Below are 17,209 nucleotides of genomic sequence, written 5' to 3' on the forward strand. Positions count from 1 at the left end.
ACGGGAGGCGAGGGCCAAGCTACCCTTCACGGGCGGCCTGCTTTGGACATGTCGTTATATTACGCTTTGTTTCGGAGAGAGGCGAAGGATAAGCGCCCGGCGCAATATATCTTAACAAAAGGACACGCCCCGCTGGGGGTGCAAAATCGCACGATGAGGGCTGCGGTAGACGATTTGCAAGCAGGCGGTGCCCCAATGATGGACGAATCCGAAATCAAAGCCGAGCTTTTTTCATATAGGCAATCGATCGACAATCTTGACGCGGCCCTGACCCATATTCTGGCCGAGCGCTTCCGCTGCACCGGCGAAGTCGGCCGGTTGAAGGCTCGACACCGGCTGCCGCCAGTCGATCCGGCGCGGGAGGAGCTTCAGGTCACCCGGCTGAGGTATCTGGCCGAGCAAGCCCGGCTCGACCCGGATTTCGCGGAGAGACTGCTCAACTTCATCATCGAGGAAGTCATCCGGCATCACGAGCAGATAGCAGCCGATGAAACAGCGGCACAACGGGTATCAAAATGAAACGGAAGATGATGTTCGCAAAAGCCGCAAGGCTGCTTGCCTATTTTGGCGCGCTCGCATTGTGCGCGTCCATCCCGTCGATGGCGCAGGATAAGGCGCCGTCTGATGGCGTGCTGCCAGCGGGTCCTGTGGCGGGCGACATGGACTTGTCTCCCTTCTATCGATGGGCCATGCCTTTGCCCGGCGAGCCCGGGACGTTGCTGCGCGAGGAAACGCTGGCAAGCCAGCCGGGCATGGGCGTGGCAGGAGAAACCTTGCGCATTCTCTATGTATCAAGTGATGCGCGCTGGCATTCCGGGAACATTCCCGTCAGCGGCATGCGCCTGTAATATTCTGTACCGTTGTCCTGCGAATCGCCAAAATGGAGAGCATGAAAGAGCTCGGCCGGATTGGCGTAAAGTCTCTGATTTATTTTGAGGTGGCGTCCACAATTGCTCTGCTCGTCGGCCTGGCGGTCGTCAACATCATTCGCCCGGGCGACGGTATGAATGTCGATGTGAGCGCTTTGGATACCAATACGGTCAGCCAATACACCCAAATGGCGGAAAAGCGGGATGGACTGATAGGTTTCGTCGTTCATACTGTCCCTGAGAGCGTGGTCGATGCTTTCGCGCGAGGCGATATTCTCCAACTCCTTTTCTTCGGCGTGCTCTTCGGGATAGCGTTATCGCAGATCGGACCAAGGGCGCGACCGGCAGTCGCATTCATGGAAAGCTTCCTGACGGCGGTATTCCGGGTGGTTTCCATCATTATGCGGGTAGCTCCCGTGGGAGCGTTCGGGGCAATGGCATTTACGGTCGGCACCTACGGAATGGAAAGCTTGGTGTCGCTCGGCAAGGTTCTTGCCTGTGTCTATATCACATGCATTTTGTTCGTGGTCCTAGTGTTCGGGCTCGCGGCGCGGCTGTCGGGGTTCGGGCTTTGGAAGTTCCTGAATTTCATCCGTGATGAGATATTCACGGTCGCCGGGACATGTTCGTCGGAATCGGTGCTGCCGCAAATGATGCGGAAACTGGAAGCGGCGGGCGTACCCAGAGCCGTTGTAGGTCTCGTGGTGCCGGGAGGCTTAAGCTTCAACGCCGATGGTAGCGCCATCTACTTTACAATAGCGGCGCTATTCATCGCTCAAGCGACCGACACGCCACTAACGTTATTGCAGCAGATGACCATTCTTGGTGTTCTGATGTTGACTTCCAAAGGCTCCGCAGGTGTGGCCGGTGCTGGCTTTGTGACATTGGCCGCCACCTTGGCAGCAATGCACAGCATTCCTGTTGGAGGGCTCGTGCTGTTGCTCGGCGTCGACCGCTTTATGGCGGAGGCGCGGTCTGTCACCAATACGATTGGCAATGCTATCGGCGCGGTCGTGGTGGCGGCCTGGGATGGTTGTCTGGACAGGGAAAAGCTAACGCTAGCTCTCGACGGTCACGCGGTGCTAAGTGATGACCAGGAAACGGTCGAAAATGAGCAGGGCTTGGTCGGGGCGGCGGCATTCTAGAAGCCTGCCGCCCGGCCAAGGCATATCTGAAGAATGCTCATCAGCGGAAGGGAGATGGGCTTTCGTCTGGTGTCCTCGAGCAGCCGCGTGTGTAATTGCACGCCGATGGGCGCTATGAAACTGCCATGCTCGGCCTCGGTCTGTGAAGTCAGTCGACGAGATCACCAAGGGCGCAAAATTGCCTTCTTGACAGACCCGGACCGGTTATTGGCGTAATCTACATTACTTCACGGCAGGCGCGTCTCGCGCCTGCCGCCGCAATGGTTCTGGACATCATCATGCGGCAAAAGCCGATCACTCACTTCAGTGACGGAGCCTTCCGCAGAATCGCTGAATGAGCGTGGCTACTTCCCGGGGAGATTCGAGCATCGACAGATGCCCGGTTCCGGCCAACACATGCATTGCCGCGCCGGGCAGGCGGGACAATAGCTCGGCTCTCAACACATCCGGTGTATCGACCTTGTCCAACTCACCGGCGATTACAACCGTGGGGACGTCGATCTTACCAACCTGCTCGGTGATATCCTCCTGGCTTGTATCGCGCGGCCAGGCGAGCTTTGCGGCCGGCGCACCTTTCAGGCTGTCCGCGATGACCTGCTCGCGAATCTCGCTGGAAAGCGGCTTCGCGGTAAGCACATTATCGATAGTCGCCTCGACTGTTGCCCGGCTCTCATAAGCGCCGGCCATCGCCTCGCGCGCCTCTGCGGGGAGGGCCATTGGAGTGGGCGGAGACGGAGCTACGAGCACGAGGCCAGCCAAGCCAGCGGGCCGGCGCGACGCCATCAACTGGGCGACCTTGCCGCCCATGGAGTGGCCGACCAGGACGTAGCGGCGCAGATCGAGTGCGGCGATTACGCCTTCGACGTCGGAAGCCATATCCGCCAGCGCGTAGCCAGCGCTGGGTGCTTCGGATTGTCCCCAACCGCGGTGGTCGATGGCGATGGTGTGGAAGCTCGGCGCGAGCTCGGCGGTGACATACTTCCACGTGCGGGATGAGCCGCCCCAATAGTGCAAGAAGACCAAGGCTAATTCTCCCTTGCCCTGCTCCTCGACGTGTAGGGAAATTCCATTCGATGCGATGTTCATTTGCTTGCCTCACATTTCAGCCGGCCTTTTGAAGCCGGTGAAAGGAAATTTACGCCTGATCATTTCACGATAGAATTGCCCAATATCTATCATCATATGATACCAAGACTATCGAATGAGGTGATGGATGGATCGGTTGACAAGCATGGCCGTGTTCGTTGCGGCGGTAGAGGAGGGGAGCCTCGTCGGCGCCGCACGGCGCTTCGGACTGTCATCGTCAATGGCGGGGAAACATGTTTCGGCTCTCGAGGAAGCGTTGCAGGCGCGGCTGCTCCAGCGAAGCACCCGAATGCTGAAGCTGACCGAGGTGGGAAACGCCTACTACACACGCTGCAAGCAGATCCTCGAGGCTGTGGAAGATGCAAATGCCCAGGTGCGGGAGGCACAGGCGAATGTGCGGGGTCTCTTGCGGATTACCGCTCCAACGACATTCGGCGCCATGCATCTCGGTCCTGTGATAGCAGGGTTTCTTGAAGCGTATCCTGAGGTTTCGATCGAGACCTTGCTGAGCGATCACTATATTGATCTGCTGGCAGAGGGCATTGATATGGCGATCCGCATCGGTCGGCTACAGGATTCCGATCTCGTCGCCAAGCGTCTCGCTCCGTGCCGAATGGTTTATTGTGCGGCACCTTCGTTCCTGGAACGGCATGGCGAGCCGAAAACGGTGGAGGATCTGCGCCGAGCGCCGAGACTGGCCTTTACAGACGCGGTCTCTCCCGGTGACTGGACTTTGACCGATCCAGACGGACAAACGCATATAATCGATGGCCCCGTCCGGCTTGCATCCAACAATATGCAGATGTTGCTGTCCGCAGCCTTGGCAGGCACCGGCGTCGCTTACGGCCCGAGCTTCGTGTTTGGACCGTCCATTGCGAGCGGCGCGCTTCTCCCGCTATTAAAGGATCATAAGACGTCGGATTTGGCGATCCACGCGGTCTATCCGACGAAGCGGCACGCCTCTGTGAAGCTCCGACGCTTTATTGAGCATCTGGGTGTGCAACTCGGCGGCACCCCGTCCTGGGACGTTGCGCTGAAACCTCGGGGATAAGGGCGTTACCGAAAATCAAGTTTCGGAATTCAGCACGCGGGCGGCCAACGCGCCAAGCGCATGTTGGAGCGTGGCCCGCCGCCCGGATCCGCCTATGCCGGGCTGGAAAAGAACCGGTTCATGCCGGGAACGTCTGAGAGGAACGTTTCGACCTCGACGATGCGGCCGTCGCGGAGCCGGCATACCGTCGCAAGATGCTCGTCCAGCACAATCCCTTTGCGCTCGGCCGTGTTATGGAGGCTAAGCGCCATATTATCGCGGCTCAACAACACGTGCTTGAGCTCAAAGCTCAGGCCATAGCCCGCGATCTGCCGAGCGCGGGCGACCACGGCGTCGACACCGGTCGCCACGCCGGAGATTTCATTGTCTCCCGGTAGCGTCCAAATTGCATCTTCATGGAAAAGCTGACGCATGGCCTCCCAATCACGCGATACAAGGGCGCGGTGGAATGCGTGTGCAAGCTCTTCGGCTGTCATGGTGTTCATTGTTGGATCCTCTGATGGAAATGATGCGAGACAATCTACCGCCGCAGATCAAATTCCGATATACGGATGAAGAGGATAGCTGATATCTGGATTTCAAATGATTGATGAAACGCTCCTTCGGCTCTTGCCATCGCTCGTCGCGATTATCGAAGAGAGCAGCGTATCTGCCGCCGCCCGGCGGATGGCAATAAGTCAGCCCCGCATGTCAGCGCGCCTTGCCGAACTGCGGACGCTCTTCGGTGACCCTCTGCTCGTGCCCTCAGGCAAAGGGCGAGGCCTCATTCCCACCGATCATGGAACACGAATTGCCGGCTATGCCTCGCAATTCCTGGCGGATCTGGAGAGCCGCCTTGCTGACGAAACGTTCGATCCGAAAACAGCCGCGCGCACGTTTCACATCATGGCCAACGACAATGCGACGACTATAATCGGCGTGCCATTGATCGAGGCTATCCAGCGAGCCGAGGCTGCGCGCATGCGGATAGCGTTTCATCAGTTTGATCCCCACAAGCTGGAGGACCTCGAAACCGGAAAGCTGGATCTGGCGGTCGGCGCCCCGTCCCAGTTTGCAAAGCACGGCACCCTGATGAGCAAAAAGGTGGTACGAGATCACCTGGTGACGATTGGAAAGGCGGCGAGCCAGCATGGAGCGATGGATCTGGATCGTTTCTGCTCCAACGCGCATGTGATCGTGTCCGGCGACGGTGGAGGCTTTGAGGGCATTGTCGATAAAGAATTGTCGAAGATCGGCCGAACCCGGCATGTCGCCGTCTCGGTGCAAAGCTACCTCGCTGCCATTGAAACGGTACGGAAAACCGAGCTTCTGGCGACAATGCCGCATTCCCTGACATCACGCCGAAGTGCGGACTTGGCGATCTTCGAGCCGCCGATCGCGCTTCCGGAGATATCTCTATCCGTTGCATGGCACCCGCGCGCCAACGACGCCGGCAATCGCTGGCTTCGTGAACTGTTGTGGGCCATTGCCAGGCAGACCTAAACGCAGATCAGCATTCGGCGGGCCCGATGGGACAATAGAATAGCGGCGGTCCCGCGCTTGCGCGGCGAAGACCTCAGCGCGACAGGCGCGGCGGGGTTTTTTACTTGCGTCACGATGGAGAGCCACCATTGGCATCCGCTCCCTCTAAGCCGCGAAGGAAGGCGGCCACTCCCTCCTTGAATCGCTTCTCAAAGTCGCTTTTGATAATGGCCCCTGCGCACCGCCGTAGCGCGGGGAAGCGGGTGCCGATGGCCGCGATGAGCTGCTTCTCGCCGCCACTGTGGTCCTCGTCCGATCTCCAACGGTCACGAAACGCCTGTTCTTCGATCGTGGATCCAAGGACGAAATAAACGAGATTGAACATCGCATCCGTCGCCGCTTGCTCGTCGAGTTGCTTCTTCAGCAGCGCTTCCAGCGCGATGTCGGCGAGCTTGAGCACATTCGCGCCGACGGCATAGGTGCCGGCATAGACCTTGGCGCCGTCCCGGTGGGCGAGCAACGCGTTTCGCATGGCACGCGCCAGCGACGATAACACCGCGTCAGGATTCTGACCGGTATCCGTTGCAGCGACAGCGGGAGCGATAATCGCGTCTGCAATCTGGTCCAGCAAATCCTGCTTGGACGGAAAGTGCCAATAGAGCGTGGGGGCCTGCACATTGAGCGCTTTGGCAAGCGCTCGCATTGTCAGGCCTTCGACACCTACTTCGTCCAGCAGTGTCAGTGCGGTCGCGACCACCGTCTCTTTTTGCAGCGCCATGGTTGACTCCCTAACATCGTTAGAGCAATCTAACAGTGTTAGAGGTGGAGAGCAATATGGTAGATGTAGTCGTTGTCGGTGCCGGCCCTGTAGGCTTGTGGACAGCGTGCGAGTTGAGGCTCGCCGGGCTGGAGGTCGCGCTTCTCGAGCGCCGTACTGCCCGCACGGAGCAGTCCCGCGCCCTTACTATCCATGGCCGAACCATCGAACTGTTTGCGATGCGAGGGGTGGCGGAGCGCTTCCTGGTCGAAGGCAAGCCCATCGCGACGGGTCATTTTGCGAGCCTAGACACGCGCTTGGACTTCTCCGGATTCGAGACGCGATTCCCCTTCACTTTGTTTCTTCCACAGAGCCGGACGGAGGCGCTTCTCGAAGCGCATGCTGCAGATCTCGGCGTGGAGATCCATCGCGGCCATCATGTAGAAAGCATCGCCGGGGACAGCGAGCGCGGCTATACGGTGACAGGCACGGCCGCCCATGGCGCATTCCGCTTCGACTGCCGCGCCGTTGTCGGCGCTGATGGGCGTCGGAGCGTCGTACGTGCGGCGGCCAACATCGCGTTTGAAGGCAGTGATACCTCCCACAGCGTAATGATGGGTGACGTCCGCATAGATGCAATGGAGGGGCCACCCGTGCGTGCCTTCTGCAATGAACGCGGCGGCGGCATGCTCGCGCCCGTAGACGCCACCGGGCGGGTAAGGATCATTCTCATCGACCCGGAGCGCTCTCACGTCGACACGCGCGAACCTCTGTCGCTGGAGGAACTCTCCGCGTCAGCCCGCCGCGTTCTTGGCGAGGATCTCGGCATGCGCGATCCTTCCTGGCTCACGCGTTTCGGCGATGAAACACGCCTGGCTGCCGCCTACCGCCGCGGTAATCTCTTCGTCGCAGGGGATGCGGCGCATATCCACGCGCCCGCCGGCGGCCAGGGCATGAATGTCGGGCTGCAGGATGCGATGAACCTCGGTTGGAAGCTGGCGGCAGTCATCAAGGGCGAGGCGCCTGACGCGCTGCTCGATAGTTATGAGACAGAAAGACGGCCAGTGGGGGTTCAACTCGCCCGCAACACGCTGGCGCAGATCGCAATGATGACCAGCTTCGATCCAGCCCACCTCGCGCTGCGCGCATTGATGTCGGATCTCCTGAAGGTCGGCGAGCTTAACCGGCGCCTCGCTGGCGAGTTGTCGGGATTCGACATCACATATGCGCACGATGCACTGCCCGGCGTCGACGATCCCGCAGCGGGCCGCCGGTCGCCCGACAGCCGCCTTGTGGTGGAAGATGGCACGCAGGCGACTGTTCACTGCCTTCTCAACGAGGGCAAATGGCTCTCGCTAAGTTTTGCGGACGGCAAATCGGCCGAAGCGCCGGCGTGGTTGCCAGAAACGGCGGTGAGGCGGCTTCGCTGCCAGGCTTCCGAAGGGCCACTGCGTGAAACGACGGCCATGCTCGTTCGGCCGGATGGCTATATCGCCGGCTTCACATGAACGTTGGGCTCGTTGGTTTACATGGACGGAAATCGTTGGGTAGAGGCACTGGTCTGTAGCAGAAGGCGGCTTCACACCGCGGCGGGCTGCGGCAAGAGATGGCGCCTCTCCCTGGGAGCCGTCAAGATGGAGCTGCTGGATCAGATCAGCGAGAAGGACGTGCAGCAGGCGAACCAGGATAACGTAGGTCGGGTTGGGGCGCCAGCCGACACGTTCACCAGATGATCGCCTTTGCAATCAACGAACCCGAGGTTGTCGCGGTGAATGAAATCCGACGGCCCGGAACTCTAACTCTGGTGTGCGATCCCGCCTGCCCGTCGTCCTTCGATTTGACCAAAGACAGCACCTGCACCGCGCGGCGGAACTGATGGCGGAGCGCGACCGCCATGCGGTCGATGACAGAGACAGGCAGGCGGCACTTGCTCATGCAGAACAGCGCGGGCTGTCCTTGTCCGCGAGCGGGTCGATGCGCAGGCGCATATCACGGACCCCTCCAGCGAGGGCGTACGAATTCTGGATCAGCCTGCGTCGCTGCCCTTTTCGATCAACGCGGTTACCGTTGCGGGGGCGGCACATGCCCTTGCGCGTGCGGCACTTCATCGATTTCCTCGCTGCGATTTGCGTCGCGGAGTCGGAATTAAGGACAGGCGACGGCTAGACGAAGCCGCGGCGCGGTTCGTCGGCTGCCAGTTCCCGCATCACTTCGATTACGGCGGTTCTGGCAGGATTGCTGGATTGGGTTTGCCAGACCGCGACGATATCAAATCTTGGTTCAGTGCCGCGCAACGGTTCGAAACGCAGTGGACGGAAGACAACATTGTCGAAACTTGCATTGGCGATCCCGGCAGGAACAATTGCCAGGCCCAGCCCCGCCGATACCAGTGATACAATCGGCTGGGACTGGACAAATTCCTGAACGAAGCGCGGGCGTATGCCCGCTTCCCTGAAAAGGCCATTCAGAAGTGCGCGCGAGTAAGGGGATTCGGGCGAGAACATGATGAACGGTTCGTTGTCGAAAAGCTTCAGGTCGATCCGCCGCCGCTGCGCCAGTTTATGCGTTATCGGAATGGCGGCGACCAGCGGTTCGCGCAACACGCTCATCTTTTCGAAGGCCTCGACCCCTTCTACTGGCCGCATGAGGCCGATATCCAGGCGATCGAGCGATAGAAACTGGAGTTGCGCCAGCGACATCGCTTCCTGAAAGCGCACTGTCAGCCAGGGTAAACGGTCATTGAACGCCTTCGCCAGACGCGGCAGGAATGCGTATGCCGCCGCGCCGACGAAGCCGATCGAGACGAATCCTGCCGGTTGCCGTGAAGCGGTGATCGCGGCCGTGTCGGGCATACCGATCATATGCCAATCCGGTTTACCGTGACTGCGGGCGGAAGAAAGCGAAGGCGATAATCACTGGTCATCGAGGAAATCGTATCGGTAGAGACTGCCTTCGGCAGCCGGACTCCTAGATCTGCGATCTATGGACATTATCACCTGACATAATGGCGGGCAGGGTTTGCCAAGCTTAGAGATCAGGCGGCTCATCTGGTCAAGAAGAGCCACCAGCCGACTCGAAATCGAACATCCTCTGCGTGACGAGAGCCGCCGCGCCGCGCGCCCATGAATTGTCTTCCCAATCGGGAAGAATCGGCGGCGGGGCTCTGAACGTCCTGCTCGCCAGAGCCTCCCGCAACGGCGTCAGGAAATGTTCGCCGAGGGATACGGCTTCTCCACCGGCCACGATCACTTCCGGGTCTGCCACATTGACAAGGTTGGCGAGGGCCGTTCCGATGCTGCGCCCGGAATCCGTGACGATTTTCACAGCTGCCGGATCCCCCGCCATAAGTGCCTGTCGCAATTCGGGAGCGCCGAGATCGGCGGCGTCCCCATTTATCTCGCGCCAGCGGCGCAGCATGGAAGCCTCGGAATGGTAGGCCATCAGGCAGCCCCGCTTGCCGCATTCGCAGAGCCGGCCGTTTTCCTCATAAAGCACATGCCCGAACTTGCCGGCTGCACCATTGGCGCCGCGGTAGAGCTTGCCTTCGACGATGAGCGCGCAGCTTATTCCGACACCGACCGCAAGCACCGCCATATTGCGATGCTGCCGCCCCAGCCCGAACAATTGCTGCGCAATCGCATAGGCGTTCGTGTCGTCTTCCAGCCAGACCGGAACATTGACCTGTTTGGCGAGCAATGATGCCAGGGGAACGTGGTCCCAATTGAAGCGATGGCTGCGGACACACATCGTCTGTTGATGATTGATGACACCCGGCATGGAAATGCCGATACCTGCGAGCCTGGCATCCGGGCGGCCCGCAAGCCCGACGAGCCGGGGCACAGTAGCCGCGAGAAGATCAACGACATCATCCGGCGCACGGCTCGGCAGGGGGACGCGCAGGGCCGCCCGGGGAGTCGTTGCAAGATCGGTTGCAACGCATTCAACCGTGTCGGCCATCAGCTTGAAGCCGATCGCCAGCCCATGGCCGTAATTGATCTCGATCGGAATCGGGCGTCGGCCGGTGAAGCTGGAAACGGCCTCTCCCTCCGCAAGGAGCCCCTCTTCCATGAGGTCACTGACAACGGATGTGACGGCGGCGGGACTGAGCTGAGTAACAGTCGCCAGTTCGGCGCGGCTCTTGGGCCCTTCCTGCCGAAGCAGGTTCAGGATCAAGCGACGGTTCAAGGCTCTGGCTGTCGTCTGGTCGCCTTTGAGCTTCACGATGATTTCCTTTATTTAGTAAATAAACTATTGCACCTCTGTTTGATATATGCCTAAATCTCCTCCATCGATCAACTCGGAAGGAGAGGATCGGTCGAATGAGATGCTTGGCGTCGCCGTTGTGGAGGACGGTCGCCGATGCATGTTGATCATTGCAACTTGGGAGGAGTTCAATGGCATTTACCAAGCGTTTTTTATCACCCACGCGCCGCAGCTTCCTGAAGGGTGCCGGCATAGCATCGGCGGCCGCCATCACGAGCGGATTGCCGATACCTGCAATTGGGCAGGTACAGGAAATCAACGTGATTTCGGCCGAAAACAACGCCAAGGCTCTCGAGGCGCTGAAGAAGATAGCCGACGACTTCAGCAGGCAGGCGGGCACGAAGGTGGTCATCAACAATATGGATCATGAGGCCCACAAGACGGCGATCCGGAATTATCTCGTGGCCGGCGCGCCTGATGTCTGCTTTTGGTTTTCAGGCAACCGCATGCGGACATTCGTGAAGCGTGGCCTGTTCGACGATATTTCGGACCTGTTCGAAAAGGAAAAATACAGGGACGTGCTGGGCGCGAGCATGGGCGCGGTCACGGTGGATGGCAAGCAATATGGCCTGCCCACGGGAGGAACGCTATGGGGCATGTTCTACCGGAAGGATGTCTTCGAGCAGAACGGGCTGATGGTGCCGGGAACAGCCGAGGAATTTTCGGCCTACAGCAGTAAAGCCAAGGCCGCGGGACTGACGCCGGTCGCCATCGGCACGAAGGAACTCTGGCCCGCGGCCGGCTGGTTCGATCAGATGAATCTCCGCATCAACGGCCTTGAAAAGCATATGGCATTGATGGATGGCCAGATGAGCTATCTCGATCCCACGCTGACGCCGGTCTTCGATCAGTGGGAAGCCATGATTAAGCAGGATGTTTTCACGCCGAACCATACATCCTTCGGCTGGCAGGAGGCGGCTGCCCTGCTTGCGCAGAAGAAGGCTGGGATGATGAATCTCGGCGCGTTCCTGCGGGCCGCCTTCGGCGAGGCGGACCTGCCTCAACTGGCCTTTGCGCCGTTCCCGATCCTCGACGCCAATGTCCCCCGCTTCGAGGAATTCTCGCTGAACTCGATCCATATTCCGGCAAAGGGCAAGAACAAGCAGGGCGCCCGCGAGTTTCTCGCTTATTTCTACAGGCCGGAAAATCTGGCGGCTTATCTCGAACCGGGCGGCAACGTGCCGCCGCGCAACGACCTTCCGCCAAGCAAGGATCCGCTGGTCAACGCTGCCGTCGAATCCCTGAAAGAGGTCAAGGGGACCTCCCAATACTATGATCGCGACAGCGATCCGGACATGGCGCAGGCCGGCCTCGTCGGTTTTCAGGAGTTCATGGCGAAGCCGGATCGCCGCCAAGCGATCCTTGAGCGCCTCGAAGCCACCCGCAAGCGCATTTACAAGATCTAACTTTCCTCCCGGTGACTGGAAGCGGAGCGATGTTCCGCTCCTTCCCTCAAGAGGTCCAGGACAATGTTGATGATATGGCGCCGCCAGCGTTGGTGGCTTACCCCGGTTTTGCTCATCGCTCCGGCCATCCTCCTATTTTTCACTGTCATTCTTTTGTCGGCGGTCCGAAGCCTCTGGATCAGCCTGCATGAGTGGGACGGTTTTGGACCGATGACTTGGATCGGGTTCGGCAATTACATCGAGCTTTACAACGACCCGCAGTTCTACACCTCGCTGAAGAACAATTTGATCTGGCTCATCATGTTCATGGCCGCGCCGCCGCTGGGACTGGCGATAGCGCTGCTGGTAAACCAGAAGATCCGGGGCATGCGATTCCTGAAGTCGTTGTTCTTCATTCCGCTCGTCCTTGCCTCGGTGACGGTCGGCGTCGTCTTCACCTGGGTATATACGCCGGAATTCGGGCTTCTTGCGCTGATCTTCAAGGCGTTTGGAGCCATGGCGCCCGCCGTGCTTTCCGACGAGCATTTCGTGACCTTCGCCATTGTGATCGCTGCGCTCTGGCCGCAAATCACGTTCTGCATGGTGCTCTATCTCGCCGGTCTCAACAACTTGAGCGAAGAGCTCATTGGCGCCGGGCGCGTCGATGGCGCAAAAGGCTGGAACATGCTCCGGCACATCGTACTGCCGCAATTGACGCAGGTCACCTTCATCGCAATCGCCGTGACCGTCGTCGGCGCGCTCCGCTCATTCGACATGGTGTCGGTGATGACACGCGGCGGACCGTTCGGCTCTTCCTCTGTTCTCGCCTACCAGATGTTCGAACAGTCGATCTTCTCCTACCGGCTCGGTTATGGCGCGGCAATCGCATCGGTCCTGTTCGTGATCATGGCCTTATTCATCGTCTGGTATCTGTCGCGGATCATCCGCACGGAAGAAAGGGGCGGCTGATGTATCCTCGTCCAATTCCGCAGACGGCAGTCTGGCATCGGCGCTTTTATTTTCTGGGCGTTCTGGCGGTCCTTCTCCTGTGGCTTTGCCCGCTCTTCGCCATCATTCTCACCTCGTTCCGCTCCACCACGGATGTGATGAGCGGCAACCTCTGGGGCTGGCCGTCAGAGTTCGGTCTTCTCGATAATTATGCCGCCGTCTTCGCCCAGACGCCCATGGCGCGCTATTTCCTCAACAGCCTGACGATCACCATCCCGTCGGTGACCGGCGTCCTGATCCTGAGCACGCTTTCCGGCTTCGTGCTTTCCAGATATCGGTTTCCCGGCAATATGCTGATCTTCGCCCTGTTCGTCGGGGGCAATTTCCTTCCTCACCAGATCATGATGATCCCCGTGCGTGACTTGATGGTGCGACTCGATCTGATCGACACCACGCTGGCGCTGATCATCTTCCATGTCGCGTTCCAGACCGGCTTCGCGACGCTGTTCATGCGCAATTTCATCGCGGCGCTGCCCGACGAACTGTTCCAGGCGGCGAGGGCTGAGGGCGCGACACCTTTCCAGACCCTCATTCATGTCGTGGTGCCCCTGGTACGGCCCGCTCTGGCGGCACTCGCGATCCTGCTCTTCACCTTCATCTGGAACGACTATTTCTGGGCTGTGGTCCTGACCGTGAGCGACTCCGTCAAGCCGGTCACCGCAGGGCTTGCCAATCTTCGCGGTGAATGGGTCTCGGCGTGGAACCTGATTTCGGCCGGAACGATCATTGTCGCCGTCCCGCCGGTGGTGATGTTCTTCCTGATGCAGCGGCATTTCATCGCCGGGCTGACGATGGGAGCGGTCAAGGGATGAGCGCAGCCGGAAAATCCAATACCGAATTTTCGCAACGCAGAGGGTCAGAAAGCATGACCAGTCTAGAACTGCAGCAGATAAACAAGAGTTACGGCACCTACCACGCATTGCGTGGAATCGATCTCTCCGTCGAGCAGGGCGAGTTCATCGTCATGGTCGGTCCGTCCGGTTGCGGCAAATCTACCCTGCTCAAGACGATCGCCGGCCTCGAGGGAATCACCTCGGGCAAGATTCTAATCAACGGGCGCGATGTCAGCCGGGAGGAACCTGGGGACCGGGGCATTGCCATGGTTTTTCAGTCCTATGCTCTCTATCCGCACATGACGGTTGCCGAAAACATGGGCTTCGGGCTGCGGATGGCCAAGCGGCCGAAGGCAGAAATAGATGCAGCCGTCGCGCGGGCCGCCAGGATTTTGCGGATTACCGACCAGCTCGAGAAAAGACCAAAGCAATTGTCCGGCGGGCAGCGCCAGCGCGTTGCGATCGGACGGGCGATCACGCGCTCGCCGGATGTTTTCCTATTCGATGAACCGCTCTCCAATCTCGATGCCGCGCTTCGCACGCAAATGCGGGTCGAACTCTCCAGTCTGCACACGGAACTCGGCGCGACCATGGTCTATGTGACCCACGATCAGGTGGAAGCCATGACGATGGCGAGCCGCATCGTGGTGTTGAACCAGGGCGTCATTGAGCAAGTCGGCTCGCCGCTGGAGCTTTACCGTAACCCCGGCAATCTTTTCGTTGCCGGCTTCCTCGGTGCCCCCAGAATGAACTTCCTGTCCGTCACGGTCGACGACGTCGCCGGTCGTGAGGTCATGGTTTCCGCGCCGGGACTGGCGGCTGTGAAGGTCGAGCTTTCAACTCCATCGGTCTTGCACAAGGGAGCGAGCCTTACCCTTGGCATTCGTCCGGAAAACATTTCGGTGGCCGAAGCCGGCGCGGAAGGCGGCGTACTCAACGGTACGGTTCGTCTGGTCGAGCATCTCGGCCGCGAAACGATCCTCTATGTCGACGCCGGCGAGCTTAGGACCGTCGCATCGGAGAGCGGAACCGGAAACATCACAGTTCAACTCGGCTACGTCGCGCCGTTCAGGGCCGGCCAGCCAGTGACACTGAAGCTCGACGCCGCCGAGCTTTATCTCTTCGCCCCCGATGGCGGGCGCACGCTTAACGCCCGCAAGACGATCATCGACAAATAGCAAGCAGGAACGACACCGTGTGTGAAAACAAATTCGCGACAATCTCCGCCTGGAATCCGGTCAAGACCAGCCGCTTTCTCGTCGGCGTTCCGCATTATCCCGAGCATGTCGACGAAAGCTACTGGGAGCGCGATGCCGAGCGTATGGCGAAAGCCGGGTTCAACGTCGTCCGGATGGCGGAATTTGCCTGGCATATTCTCGAGCCGGAATTGGGGAGCTTCGATTTCGACCTGTTCGACAGGGCGATCGCCATGCTTGGGCGATATGGCATCGACACCATCCTGTGCACGCCCACGGCAACGCCGCCGCGCTGGCTGACCGTCGCACATCCCGAGATTCTGCGAGTGGATGGCAAGGGCCGGCCCATGAGCCACGGGTCCCGCCAGCACTGCGATACGGCAAGCCCGGTGTTCCGTGAGCATAGCCGCCACATCACCAAGGCCATGGCGGAGCATTATCGCGACAATCCCCATGTCGTCGGCTGGCAGACCGACAATGAGCTCAACACCAGCATGCCGGAGAGCTATTCAAAGGCGACGCTCAATGAGTTTCAGGCCTTCCTTGCCGAAAAATACGGCACGATCGACAAGCTCAATCATGCGTGGGGAGGAGACTTCTGGGCAACGGCCTACCAGAATTTCGAGCAGGTGGTGCTGCCGATCGAATTCGGCCCGACTTTTCCAAGTCCGGGGCATGTTCAGGACTATCATCGCTTCCTGGCCTTCGCGACGGCCCGTTTTCAGCATGATCAGATCGAGATACTGCGCGCCGTCAAACCGTCATGGTTCGTCTTCCACAATCTGGGCGGCCTGCGGGATATCGATTTCCGCGGACAGTTCACGAGCGATCTCGATTTTGTCGGCTACGACATCTATCCGATGCTCTATGACGAGTTCCAGCGCATCGGCAACCATGCCAAGGTCCAGGCGCTGCATCTCGACATCTGCCGAGGGTTCTCCGGCAATTACATCGTGCCCGAGCAGCAGTCGGGCTTCGGCAGCCAGCCAGGCTTCTGCACGCTGACGCCAGAGCCTGGCGAAATGCGGCGGATGGCAATGTCGTCCGTCGCGCGCGGCGCCGATGGGCTCATGTTCTTCCGCTGGCGTCCGGCCCATTTCGGCGCTGAGATCTACTGGATGGGCATCATCGATCATGACGATATCCCGCGCCATCGCTACGAAGAGGCGAGGCAGTTCGCAACGCAGATGACGGCGCTGCAGGACAAGATCCTCGGCACCTATGTGCGCATGGATGTGGGTATCGCCGGGTCGGATTTCGACAATCAGGAAGCCCACAAGACCTATCCGATCGGCCTGCCGAGCCCCCAGGACGATGCGGTTCTGCTGCATCAATATTGCTACGACCGCGGCATTGCCTGCGGCTTCATCCATCCGGAAGACGATCTTTCGAAGCTGAAGCTGTTCTATGTCCCGCATTGGGTGATGTGGAAGGATAGCTGGACGGAACGCCTGAGAGCATTCGCGGAAGAGGGCGGGACGGTGGTGATCGGTGCTCGCACCGGAACCCGCGACGAGAACAACCACGTCATCAGGGAGACGCCGCCGGGAGCGTCGCTGTCGAAGCTGATGGGCGTGCGCGTCGAGGATTTCGGGCGGCTGGCGGCACCCGGCGCCAAAGGGCTGTTCGAGGTCATGGAGCGGTCCGGAGGCCTTGTGGTTCCGCCGAACAGGCCGGCGGAATCCCATCGCCGCGAGCGCCGCTTCAAATTCGGCAATCGCGAACTGACGGCGGGATATTTCTATGAAAACTTGGGCGTAGATAGCGATGTGGAGGTGATTGCCGTCTGGTCTAACCGTTATGCCGAGGGCATTCCTATGGCGTCCTGCAAAAAAGTCGGAAAGGGGAGGGTTGTCTATCTCGGCACCTATCTGACCCCCGAACTGACGGAGGTGCTGTCGGAGGGCCTGTTCGCGGAGGCGGGCGTCGAACCACTTCTTCCCGACCTCCCGAAAGGTGTCGAGGTGACGATGCGCATGAATGATGATCGCCGCCTCCTCTTCATCCAGAACTGCACCGAACAGCCAGTGCGAATCGAGCATGTCCCGGCCGGCATTGATCTTCTGGATAGCGGCAAGGCGGTGGATGGACCGCTCGCACTCGAAGGCTACGGCTGCGCCGTCGTCCACCTCTCTTGAAACAACCCGCTGCCGGC

17 protein-coding genes are annotated in these 17,209 nt (G+C 59.7%); 11 read left to right on the forward strand and 6 right to left on the reverse strand.

The features are described 5' to 3' along the window. The first annotated feature begins 198 nt into the window (after positions 1-198). From IEX53_RS04170 to IEX53_RS04180, 3 genes are read left to right on the forward strand one after another with little or no spacing between them, the layout of a single operon-like run. Entirely contained in the window at positions 199-519 is a 321-nt protein-coding gene (locus IEX53_RS04170; RefSeq protein WP_188821852.1) for a chorismate mutase, read from the forward strand. A gap of 8 nt (positions 520-527) precedes the next feature. Next, positions 528-848 (forward strand): hypothetical protein, encoded by a 321-nt coding sequence (locus IEX53_RS04175; protein ID WP_188821710.1) that lies wholly within the window; start codon positions 528-530, stop codon positions 846-848. 41 nt (positions 849-889) lie between these two features. After that, positions 890-2,014: a cation:dicarboxylate symporter family transporter gene (locus IEX53_RS04180; protein ID WP_236016018.1), complete on the forward strand. Its 1,125-nt coding sequence runs from the start codon at positions 890-892 to the stop codon at positions 2,012-2,014. 303 nt (positions 2,015-2,317) lie between these two features. Here the strand turns inward: IEX53_RS04180 and IEX53_RS04185 are convergent, their stop codons facing one another. Then, the gene (locus tag IEX53_RS04185; protein WP_236016019.1) at positions 2,318-3,037 is read right to left on the reverse strand and encodes an alpha/beta fold hydrolase; all 720 of its coding nucleotides are present in this window, start codon (positions 3,035-3,037) and stop codon (positions 2,318-2,320) included. Between the two features lie 190 nt (positions 3,038-3,227). On the opposite strand from IEX53_RS04185, the gene IEX53_RS04190 reads away from it, so the two are divergent. Beyond that, positions 3,228-4,151, forward strand: coding sequence for a LysR family transcriptional regulator (locus tag IEX53_RS04190; RefSeq protein ID WP_188821716.1), 924 nt, complete (start codon positions 3,228-3,230; stop codon positions 4,149-4,151). Between the two features lie 92 nt (positions 4,152-4,243). Here the strand turns inward: IEX53_RS04190 and IEX53_RS04195 are convergent, their stop codons facing one another. Beyond that, positions 4,244-4,636: a nuclear transport factor 2 family protein gene (locus IEX53_RS04195; RefSeq protein ID WP_188821717.1), complete on the reverse strand. Its 393-nt coding sequence runs from the start codon at positions 4,634-4,636 to the stop codon at positions 4,244-4,246. 97 nt (positions 4,637-4,733) lie between these two features. Here IEX53_RS04195 and IEX53_RS04200 point away from each other — a divergent pair, with 97 nt between their 5' ends. Next, the gene (locus tag IEX53_RS04200) at positions 4,734-5,633 is read left to right on the forward strand and encodes a LysR family transcriptional regulator (protein WP_188821719.1); all 900 of its coding nucleotides are present in this window, start codon (positions 4,734-4,736) and stop codon (positions 5,631-5,633) included. Between the two features lie 109 nt (positions 5,634-5,742). Here the strand turns inward: IEX53_RS04200 and IEX53_RS04205 are convergent, their stop codons facing one another. Continuing rightward, positions 5,743-6,390, reverse strand: a complete 648-nt coding sequence (locus IEX53_RS04205; RefSeq protein ID WP_188821722.1) for a TetR/AcrR family transcriptional regulator C-terminal domain-containing protein — start codon at positions 6,388-6,390, stop codon at positions 5,743-5,745. A 56-nt stretch (positions 6,391-6,446) separates the two neighbouring features. Between IEX53_RS04205 and IEX53_RS04210 the strand changes: the two genes are divergently transcribed. After that, the gene (locus tag IEX53_RS04210; RefSeq protein ID WP_188821724.1) at positions 6,447-7,877 is read left to right on the forward strand and encodes an FAD-dependent oxidoreductase; all 1,431 of its coding nucleotides are present in this window, start codon (positions 6,447-6,449) and stop codon (positions 7,875-7,877) included. Positions 7,878-8,091: 214 nt separating this feature from the next. On the opposite strand, the gene IEX53_RS04215 is transcribed toward IEX53_RS04210, so the two are convergent. From IEX53_RS04215 to IEX53_RS04225, 3 genes are all read right to left on the reverse strand, one after another. Beyond that, positions 8,092-8,304 carry a hypothetical protein gene (locus tag IEX53_RS04215; RefSeq protein WP_188821726.1) on the reverse strand — a complete coding sequence of 71 codons (213 nt, stop codon included), beginning with the start codon at positions 8,302-8,304 and terminating at the stop codon, positions 8,092-8,094. Between the two features lie 227 nt (positions 8,305-8,531). Then, the gene (locus IEX53_RS04220; RefSeq protein WP_188821728.1) at positions 8,532-9,230 is read right to left on the reverse strand and encodes a LysR family substrate-binding domain-containing protein; all 699 of its coding nucleotides are present in this window, start codon (positions 9,228-9,230) and stop codon (positions 8,532-8,534) included. Positions 9,231-9,420: 190 nt separating this feature from the next. Beyond that, positions 9,421-10,590 (reverse strand): ROK family protein, encoded by a 1,170-nt coding sequence (locus IEX53_RS04225; RefSeq protein ID WP_188821730.1) that lies wholly within the window; start codon positions 10,588-10,590, stop codon positions 9,421-9,423. A 173-nt stretch (positions 10,591-10,763) separates the two neighbouring features. Between IEX53_RS04225 and IEX53_RS04230 the strand changes: the two genes are divergently transcribed. The 5 genes from IEX53_RS04230 to IEX53_RS04250 all read left to right on the forward strand — a co-directional run bounded on the left by IEX53_RS04230 (position 10,764) and on the right by IEX53_RS04250 (position 17,192). Continuing rightward, on the forward strand, positions 10,764-12,038 hold the full coding sequence (locus IEX53_RS04230) for an ABC transporter substrate-binding protein (protein WP_188821731.1): 1,275 nt from the start codon (positions 10,764-10,766) through the stop codon (positions 12,036-12,038). Positions 12,039-12,101: 63 nt separating this feature from the next. After that, on the forward strand, positions 12,102-12,986 hold the full coding sequence (locus IEX53_RS04235; RefSeq protein ID WP_188821733.1) for a carbohydrate ABC transporter permease: 885 nt from the start codon (positions 12,102-12,104) through the stop codon (positions 12,984-12,986). After that, positions 12,986-13,837, forward strand: a complete 852-nt coding sequence (locus IEX53_RS04240) for a carbohydrate ABC transporter permease (protein WP_188821735.1) — start codon at positions 12,986-12,988, stop codon at positions 13,835-13,837. The genes IEX53_RS04235 and IEX53_RS04240 overlap by 1 nt, the downstream gene beginning before the upstream one ends. 53 nt (positions 13,838-13,890) lie before the next feature. Next, positions 13,891-15,036: an ABC transporter ATP-binding protein gene (locus IEX53_RS04245; RefSeq protein WP_188821737.1), complete on the forward strand. Its 1,146-nt coding sequence runs from the start codon at positions 13,891-13,893 to the stop codon at positions 15,034-15,036. Positions 15,037-15,053: 17 nt separating this feature from the next. Then, entirely contained in the window at positions 15,054-17,192 is a 2,139-nt protein-coding gene (locus tag IEX53_RS04250) for a beta-galactosidase (protein WP_188821739.1), read from the forward strand. Positions 17,193-17,209: the final 17 nt, after the last annotated feature.

This window comes from Paramesorhizobium endophyticum, assembly GCF_014640615.1.
Taxonomy (GTDB): Bacteria; Pseudomonadota; Alphaproteobacteria; order Rhizobiales; family Rhizobiaceae; genus Paramesorhizobium; species Paramesorhizobium endophyticum.

Bases quoted from the DNA above. Each gene is read 5' to 3' on its own strand.
- IEX53_RS04195 (WP_188821717.1), bottom strand. From the start codon at position 4,636: ATGAACACCATGACAGCCGAAGAGCTTGCACACGCATTCCACCGCGCC.
- IEX53_RS04230 (WP_188821731.1), top strand. From the start codon at position 10,764: ATGGCATTTACCAAGCGTTTTTTATCACCCACGCGCCGCAGCTTCCTG.
- IEX53_RS04205 (WP_188821722.1), bottom strand. From the start codon at position 6,390: ATGGCGCTGCAAAAAGAGACGGTGGTCGCGACCGCACTGACACTGCTG.
- IEX53_RS04210 (WP_188821724.1), top strand. From the start codon at position 6,447: ATGGTAGATGTAGTCGTTGTCGGTGCCGGCCCTGTAGGCTTGTGGACA.
- IEX53_RS04245 (WP_188821737.1), top strand. From the start codon at position 13,891: ATGACCAGTCTAGAACTGCAGCAGATAAACAAGAGTTACGGCACCTAC.
- IEX53_RS04190 (WP_188821716.1), top strand. From the start codon at position 3,228: ATGGATCGGTTGACAAGCATGGCCGTGTTCGTTGCGGCGGTAGAGGAG.
- IEX53_RS04180 (WP_236016018.1), top strand. From the start codon at position 890: ATGAAAGAGCTCGGCCGGATTGGCGTAAAGTCTCTGATTTATTTTGAG.
- IEX53_RS04175 (WP_188821710.1), top strand. From the start codon at position 528: ATGATGTTCGCAAAAGCCGCAAGGCTGCTTGCCTATTTTGGCGCGCTC.
- IEX53_RS04240 (WP_188821735.1), top strand. From the start codon at position 12,986: ATGTATCCTCGTCCAATTCCGCAGACGGCAGTCTGGCATCGGCGCTTT.
- IEX53_RS04235 (WP_188821733.1), top strand. From the start codon at position 12,102: ATGTTGATGATATGGCGCCGCCAGCGTTGGTGGCTTACCCCGGTTTTG.
- IEX53_RS04215 (WP_188821726.1), bottom strand. From the start codon at position 8,304: ATGAGCAAGTGCCGCCTGCCTGTCTCTGTCATCGACCGCATGGCGGTC.
- IEX53_RS04170 (WP_188821852.1), top strand. From the start codon at position 199: ATGGACGAATCCGAAATCAAAGCCGAGCTTTTTTCATATAGGCAATCG.
- IEX53_RS04220 (WP_188821728.1), bottom strand. From the start codon at position 9,230: ATGATCGGTATGCCCGACACGGCCGCGATCACCGCTTCACGGCAACCG.
- IEX53_RS04200 (WP_188821719.1), top strand. From the start codon at position 4,734: ATGATTGATGAAACGCTCCTTCGGCTCTTGCCATCGCTCGTCGCGATT.